The following is a 6,712-nucleotide window of genomic DNA, read 5'->3' as shown; positions in this document are numbered from 1 at the left end:
CGCGGGTTTCGCCGCCGCCGCGCTGCGCTGGCCGCGCGCGCGGGTCGAGCGGCTGGTGCGCGACCTCGGCGCGCTCGCCTACGCTCCGGCGATCCGCGCCGAAGTGCGGCGCGAGCCGGTGCGCCGGCTCAAGCAGGCGCTCGACAACGCCTATCTGCTCGCGCTCGACAGCCAGGTCTGGGACGGCAAGGTGCAGAACCAGCTGGCCCTGCAACTGGCCGACAACCTCGACCGCGCGCTGCGCATGGACGAGGACGCGCCGCTGTATTTCCTGCTCGACCTGCGCGGCCGCGCCGAACTGCGGCTGTGGGCCGAGCGCCGCGACCCCGGCCTGGCCGACTGGGTGCGCCTGCTGCTGCCGCGCGAGCTGCACGAGGACGCGCCGGCGCTGGTCGCGCATCTGCCGCCGGAAGTGGTCGAACGCCTGCACACCCATCACGGCGCGCGCCCTCTGAGCGCCTGAGCGCGCGCCCTTTCTTCGCCGCAGCCACGGAACCGCCATGCCCGCCGACCCGCTCCGCCACGATGTCCCGTCCGCCGCCGGCGCGAGCAACGTCGCCGACCTGACGGCGCGGCGCGACGCCGGCCGCGGCGGCGGTGCGGTCGCGGTGTTCGAGCGCAAGCAGTTCGAACGCGCGCTGGCCGGCACCGTGGTGCCGGCGCAGCAGTGGAACCAGGTCGCCGAGATCGACCAACTGCTGGCCCGGGTCAACACGCTGTACGAACTGGCCGGCGAGGAAATCAAGCAGGCGCGCGAAGCCGGCTACGCCGCCGGTTTCGCCGAAGGCCTGGCGCGCGCGCAGCAGCAGATGGCGCAGCAGCTGGCCGACCTCAACGAACGCCGCGCGCGCGTGCTCGCCGACGCCGGCAGCCGCGTGACCGAGCTGGCCTGCGCGATCGTGGCGCGGATCTCGCCGGAGTTCGACGCGCGCACGGTGGTGCCGCCGCTGGTCATGCACGCGGTGGAAGCCGCGCAGGCCGAGCAGTTCCTGCTGATCCGCGTGCACCCCAGCGTGCGCGAGGAAGTCGCCAAGGGCCTGGGCCTGGTGCGCCAGGCGCATCCGGTGGTCGGCGTGATCGAACTGGTCGACGACGAAAGCCTGGACCGGCTCAGCTGCGTGGTGGTGTCGGAAGTCGGCGAAGTGCGCGCCGGCGTGGCCCAGCAGATCGAGGCGATCCGGATCGCGCTGTCGGGCGCGGAGTACGGCGCCGAACACGGCGCGGAGCAGGACGGATGAGCGCGCCCGCGCCCGCCTTGTTCGCCGCCGCGCGCGGAGCGGCGCGATGAGCAGCTTGCCGCGCACCGTGCTGCAGCCGGCGCCCGCGCCGGCGCAGATCGATCCGCTGATCGCCGCGCTCGCGCGCGTGCCCAGCGTGGTGCGCGTGGGCAAGGTCGCCGAGGCCTACGGCACCATGATCCGCGCCACCGGCCTGAAGGCGATGATCGGCGAACTGTGCGAACTGCGCAGCCCGCGCGACCGCAAGTTCCGCCTCGCCGCCGAAGTGGTCGGCGTCTCGCGCCAGTACACCTTGCTGACGCCGCTGGGCCCGCTCGACGGCGTCGCCCACGACACCGAAGTGATCGCCACCGGCCGCCAGGCCTCGGTGCGCTGCGGCGACGGCCTGCTCGGCCGCATCCTCGACGCCAACGGCGAGGCCATCGACGGCCGCGGCGGCTTCGGCCCGACCGTGCAGGTGCCGATCTACGCCGCCTCGCCGAATCCGCTGGCGCGGCAGCTGATCGACCAGCCCTTCGCCACCGGCGTGCGCGCCATCGACACCGTCATCACCGCCGGCGTCGGCCAGCGCCTGGGCATCTTCGCCGTCGCCGGCGGCGGCAAGAGCACCTTGCTCGGCATGCTCGCGCGCGGCGGCGACGCCGACGTCAACGTGATCGCCCTGGTCGGCGAGCGCGGCCGCGAGGTCAACGAATTCATCCACGACAACCTCGGCGAAGCCGGGTTGAAGAAGTCGATCATCGTGGTCGCCACCTCCGACCGGCCGGCGCTGGAACGCAGCCGCGCGGCCTGGGTCGCCACCGCGATCGCCGAGTACTTCCGCGACCGCGGCCAGCGGGTGATGCTGCTGGTCGATTCGGTCACCCGCTTCGCCCGCGCCCTGCGCGATGTCGGCCTGGCCATCGGCGAGCCGCCGGCGCGGCGCGGTTTTCCGCCGTCGGTGTTCAGCCAGATGCCGCGTTTGTTCGAGCGCGCCGGCAACAACGACAAGGGCTCGATCACCGCGTTCTACACCGTGCTGATGGAAGGCGAGGACGGCGACGACCCGGTCGCCGAGGAAGTGCGCTCGATCCTGGACGGCCACATCGTGCTGTCGCGCAAGCTCGCCGCCGCCTACCACTACCCGGCCATCGACGTGCTGGTGAGCCTGAGCCGGACCATGCCGCGGGTGGCCGACGACGCGCACCAGCGCGCCGCCGGGCAGTTGCGCAAATACCTGGCCAAGCACCAGGACATCGAGCTGCTGCTGCAGCTGGGCGAGTACAAGCGCGGCAGCGACGCCGACGCCGATGTCGCGATCGAGAAGATCGAACCGATCCGCAAGCTGCTCAAGCAGTCGGCCAACGACCTGGCCGACTACAAGCAATCGCTCGACGCGCTGCGCAGGTTGTTCGGATGAAGCAGCGCTTCCCCCTGGCCACCTTGCTGCAGCTGCGCGAGCACCGCGTGGAGACCGCGCGCGCGGCGGTGATGGAGCGCCAGCGCCAGGTGCAGGCGCGGCGCGAGGCCTGCACGGCGATCGAGGGCGAGATCCAGTCGCTGCAGAACGAGCGCGCTGGACAGCGCCTGCGCCTGCTCGATCCGCCGCCGGCGGGGGTGCCCTGGCCGATGGCGATGTCGCAGCGCGAAGCGCACATCGAGCATCTGGCCGAACTGGCCGCCGCCGCGCGCCAGCGCCTGGCCGACGCGCAGGGCAAGCTGCGCGAGGCCGAGGCCGCGCTGGACGAGGCGCGCAAGGCCTTCTTCCGCGCCAAGGCGCGGCTGGAGGCGCTGGAGAAACGCCGCGACGTGTGGCGCAAGGAACAAAACGCGATCGCCCAGCGCCGCGAGGAAGCGCATTCGGCCGATCTGTTGCTGGCCGCGCGCCAGCGCTCCGCTCACGACAACAGTCCCTTCTGAGGTCGCCATGAGTACGATCCGCAACTCCGCCAACGAAGACGCCAGGCGCGCCCAACAGGCCGCGCAGCAAGCGCAGCTGACCGAACGCCGCCTGGCCGCGCACGAGCCGGCGCCGGCCGAATCGGTCGACCAGTTCCGCAACCTGATGCAGCAACGCCAGGCGTTGGGACAAAAGGACGGGCAGACCGCGCCCGGCGCGCCGCCCGAGGACGGCCAGCAGGCCGCCGCCGGCGACGCCGCTTCGCAGGCGCAGCGCGGCCGCCAGCAAAGCGCGCTGGAGCGCGGCCGCAACCAGTTCGCCCAGGACCAGACCGCCCAGAACCATGCCGCGCAAGGCCAGGCGCGCCAGCACACGGTCGAGCAGAAGTCGCGCGACGAGCAGCGTTATTCGGTCGGGTTCGATCGCGGCCCGGCCGACCAGCCCTCGTCCGAACAGTCCGGCCTGTGGCTGGCGCAGCAGGCGATGCGCTCGGAACAGGCCGCGCCGATGCAGCCGCCGCCGCCGACCTCCAACGCGGCCGCCTTCGCCGACCTGATCGAGCGCCACGTGCGCCAGTTCGCGGTCAGCAGCGGCGGCGCCCACGGCGAGGACGGCCAGGTGCTGCTGCGCCTGTCCGACCAGACCCTGCCCGGCACCGACCTGCTGCTGAGCAAGACCGCCGAAGGCTGGCAGCTGCGCGCCGATTCGCGCTCGCGCTCCAGCTACGACGCGATCCGCGAAGCCGGCCCCGAGCTGATGCGGCGCTTCGCCGCGCGCAACCTCGGCGCGCTCAGCATCGACCCGCATTTCCACGACTGACCGCCGCCGGCCCGGCGCTGCGCGGCGCGCGGCGCGGGCTCCTCATACCCAACCGATGGAACGCCACCGATGACCGACCAGAACGCCGCCGACGACCAGCGCCGCCAGCTGCGGGCCTCGTTCGAAAACCTGCTGCAGGAACAAGCCGGGCTCAGCGCCGACGAGCGCGGCCTGCTGCTGCAGCATTTCGACGAAGCCTTGCAGCAGCAGGATCTCTCGGCGCCGGCCGACTTCGACCCCGAAGGGCTGCGCCGCGACTGGGCCGCCGCGGTCGACGCGCTGGTGCCCGACGCCAGCGCCAGTGAGCGCGAATCGCACCTGCGCCGTTTCGACGACACCCTGGAGCCGTTGCGCCGCGACACCATCCAGGACGCCTACGAGTATTCGCGCCGCCGCCGCGAGCAGGGCGAGGACGCCGCCGCGCAATGGCTGAACGAGCGCAACGCCGCGCGCAAGACCGCGCAGGCCGCGGCCGCCGCGACCGCGCCGGCGCAGCCGGCCGCGCGCAAGGCGACGCCGCGCAATCCCTGGGGCGGCTGAACGGCTCGGAGGCGAGCGCGCAGGAGCGGGCTGCGGGAAAAAGCGCGCCGCCGTTCTCACTCCTCGCTTCCCTTCGCGTGCTCCTCGCCCCGGCCCCTAGGGTACGCCATAGCTTGTTGGCCCCCGCGGCGCTGCGGAAGATGGCATCAACCAAACAGGGGCGGGTCTCGACGACCAGGCTGAACCGCTCTATCTCGCACAACGCATCGCATTGGAGAAGATCATGAGCAACGACGTGAATGCCCTGTTCGTCAACTCCCTGGCCAATCAGGAAGTGCAGAACAAGACCCACGAAGCCAAGAGTGCCGGCCAGGGCTGGCTGCAGGCGATCGCCACCCTGTGCGGCAAGCTGGCCGACCAGAAGGCCGACCAGATGACCAAGGCGATCAACGACCTGCCGGCCGACGCCAAGCCCAGCGACATGCTCAAGACCCAGGCCCTGGTGTCGGAATTCCAGCTGATGATGAACACCTTCACCAATGTGGTGAAGACCATCGGCGACACCAACGCCAACACCGCCCGCAAGGGTTGATGGCGGTCTCGCGCCCGCGGCGCGAGCGAGAGGGAGCGAAGCCGCGAGGCTTCGCTCCTTTCGCGTTTTTGCGGATGGCGGTTCGTGCGACGGCGTTTGCGCCGATCTATGCGGCGGCCCGCGCGGCGACGTCCACGGCGTTTCCCAAGGCGATGCGTTCATGACGATCTTCTCAGCGGCAGTGCGCGCGCGCCGCATCGCCGTCCTGGCGCTGCTCGGCGCGTGTGCGCCGGCGTGGGCGCAGGACTACCAGCCGTACATGGACTCGTTCAATTCGAGCATGGCCTCGATGCAGAACACCGCCGGCACCGCCGCGGTCAACGCGGCGATTAACCGCTCGCTGAGCCAGCGCGGCCGCGACGCGGCGGCGGCCGCCAAGCCGGCGGCCAAACCGGCCGCGAAACCGGCCGCGAAACCGGCCGCGGCGGACCTGTCGTTCCGGCGCGATCCGGCCACCACCGAGCGCGTGCGCGCGGCCTTGATCGCGGCGATGGCCAGGCAGAGCCGCGGCGTCGCCGACGACTTCGCCCGCCGCTCCGGCGGCGCCGAGTACCGCCGCCGCTTCGCCGCCACGCTGCCGGCGCGCGGTCTGTCCAACGACAACCTCGCCGATGTCGCCGCCTATCACGTCGCGGTCAACTGGGCGCTGGTGCACCAGGCGCCGCTGCCGGCGGCGCCGGCGCTGCGCGCGCTGCGCGAGCAGATGCGCGGCTCCTTCGCCGACAACGGCGTGCTGGCGCAGCTGGCGCCGGCGCAGCGGCAATGGGTGGCCGACGATTTCCTGTTCCGTTCGTTGAACCTGGACGAGAAGCTGGCGCAGTTCGCGCGCGCGCCGGATCCGCAGACCCAGGCCGCGTTCGCGCGTGCGGCGCGCGAGGACATCCGGCGGACCTTGGGGCTGGATTTGCAGGAGTACCGTTTCGGCGCGGGCGGTTTGACGCGTTGAAGCGCATCGCTGTCTGAAACGCACGGCAGTCTGAAACAAAGGCATCGGGCCTGAAGGCCCTCCCACAACCGTGCGGGTGTTGTGGGAGGGCCTTCAGGCCCGATGCCTTTCGCTCCGACGCGACGGACGCTTCAGCGCGAACGCCCGATCCTGCGCCCCAGCCACCACGCTCCCGCGGCCACCGCCACGGCCAGGAACAGCGCCACGCCGCTGCCGCCCGGGCTGGCGCGTTCGCTGATCAGGCTGCCGCTGGGCAGCATCAGCACGATCGCCATCGCCAGGCAGGCGTAGGCGACCACGGTCAGCACCCAGAACAGCCATTGCAGCGCGCGCAGCGCTTCGAGTTCCGGCTCGGCTTCGCGGCTGGGGCGGTGGATGCCGCCGCGGCCGAAACGCCACAGCCAATGGGTCAGGGTGGCGTTGTCGACCTTGCCGCCGCGGCGCAATGCGCGGCGCGGCGCGCCTTCGCCGGTGTAGGTCGGCGACGCGTCGCCGCGTTGCTGCGCGGCGCGCTCGTGGCCGGCCAGCGGCAGCGAGCGCGGGTCGGCGTTGGCGGCGTTGCTGCCCACCGCCGGCAGCGTGGCCGAGGTTTCCGACGGCGGCGGCGCGGCGTTGGCGGCGGTGGTGCCGGCCGGCGCGTGCTGGCCGGCCATGCGCGCGAGCAGGTTCTGTTGCGCGACCAGCGCGTCCTGCGACATCGCCGCGGCCATCGGCGCGGCCGGCACGGCGTTGGGCGTGGCGGCGCCGACCAGGCCCAG

The 6,712-nt window shown here is 72.4% G+C and carries 9 protein-coding genes; 8 read left to right on the top strand and 1 reads right to left on the bottom strand.

Annotated features, from left to right (window positions below):
- The 8 genes from A7A76_RS18860 to A7A76_RS18825 all read left to right on the top strand — a co-directional run.
- The coding region (locus A7A76_RS18860; protein WP_206412652.1) for a hypothetical protein at nucleotides 1-463 on the top strand (463 nt) is incomplete at its 5' end.
- 37 nt (nucleotides 464-500) lie between these two features.
- Nucleotides 501-1,238 (top strand): FliH/SctL family protein, encoded by a 738-nt coding sequence (locus A7A76_RS18855; protein WP_206412651.1) that lies wholly within the window; start codon nucleotides 501-503, stop codon nucleotides 1,236-1,238.
- A gap of 46 nt (nucleotides 1,239-1,284) precedes the next feature.
- Nucleotides 1,285-2,637: a FliI/YscN family ATPase gene (locus tag A7A76_RS18850; protein WP_206412650.1), complete on the top strand. Its 1,353-nt coding sequence runs from the start codon at nucleotides 1,285-1,287 to the stop codon at nucleotides 2,635-2,637.
- Entirely contained in the window at nucleotides 2,634-3,137 is a 504-nt protein-coding gene (locus tag A7A76_RS18845) for a hypothetical protein (protein ID WP_206412649.1), read from the top strand. Before A7A76_RS18850 ends, A7A76_RS18845 begins: the two co-directional genes overlap by 4 nt.
- A gap of 7 nt (nucleotides 3,138-3,144) precedes the next feature.
- Nucleotides 3,145-3,936, top strand: coding sequence for a hypothetical protein (locus tag A7A76_RS18840; protein WP_206412648.1), 792 nt, complete (start codon nucleotides 3,145-3,147; stop codon nucleotides 3,934-3,936).
- Between the two features lie 69 nt (nucleotides 3,937-4,005).
- Complete coding sequence (locus A7A76_RS18835; protein ID WP_206412647.1) at nucleotides 4,006-4,476, top strand: hypothetical protein; 471 nt, start codon at nucleotides 4,006-4,008, stop codon at nucleotides 4,474-4,476.
- Nucleotides 4,477-4,699: 223 nt separating this feature from the next.
- Nucleotides 4,700-5,008 (top strand): EscF/YscF/HrpA family type III secretion system needle major subunit, encoded by a 309-nt coding sequence (locus tag A7A76_RS18830; protein WP_206412646.1) that lies wholly within the window; start codon nucleotides 4,700-4,702, stop codon nucleotides 5,006-5,008.
- Nucleotides 5,009-5,168: 160 nt separating this feature from the next.
- Entirely contained in the window at nucleotides 5,169-5,954 is a 786-nt protein-coding gene (locus tag A7A76_RS18825; protein WP_206412645.1) for a DUF6683 family protein, read from the top strand.
- Nucleotides 5,955-6,085: 131 nt separating this feature from the next.
- Here A7A76_RS18825 and A7A76_RS18820 read toward each other — a convergent pair.
- A partial coding sequence (locus A7A76_RS18820) for a hypothetical protein (protein ID WP_206412644.1) occupies nucleotides 6,086-6,712 on the bottom strand: 627 nt, incomplete at its 5' end.

It is taken from the genome of Lysobacter enzymogenes (assembly GCF_017168095.1).
GTDB lineage: Bacteria > Pseudomonadota > Gammaproteobacteria > Xanthomonadales > Xanthomonadaceae > Lysobacter > Lysobacter enzymogenes_D.
The sequence above is the reverse complement of the archived record's forward strand: the minus strand, read 5'-3'. Positions and strand labels throughout refer to the sequence as shown.

Excerpts from the sequence above, each read along its gene's own strand:
- A7A76_RS18835 (WP_206412647.1), top strand. The coding sequence starts at position 4,006 with ATGACCGACCAGAACGCCGCCGACGACCAGCGCCGCCAGCTGCGGGCC.
- A7A76_RS18845 (WP_206412649.1), top strand. The coding sequence starts at position 2,634 with ATGAAGCAGCGCTTCCCCCTGGCCACCTTGCTGCAGCTGCGCGAGCAC.
- A7A76_RS18825 (WP_206412645.1), top strand. The coding sequence starts at position 5,169 with ATGACGATCTTCTCAGCGGCAGTGCGCGCGCGCCGCATCGCCGTCCTG.
- A7A76_RS18850 (WP_206412650.1), top strand. The coding sequence starts at position 1,285 with ATGAGCAGCTTGCCGCGCACCGTGCTGCAGCCGGCGCCCGCGCCGGCG.
- A7A76_RS18830 (WP_206412646.1), top strand. The coding sequence starts at position 4,700 with ATGAGCAACGACGTGAATGCCCTGTTCGTCAACTCCCTGGCCAATCAG.
- A7A76_RS18840 (WP_206412648.1), top strand. The coding sequence starts at position 3,145 with ATGAGTACGATCCGCAACTCCGCCAACGAAGACGCCAGGCGCGCCCAA.
- A7A76_RS18855 (WP_206412651.1), top strand. The coding sequence starts at position 501 with ATGCCCGCCGACCCGCTCCGCCACGATGTCCCGTCCGCCGCCGGCGCG.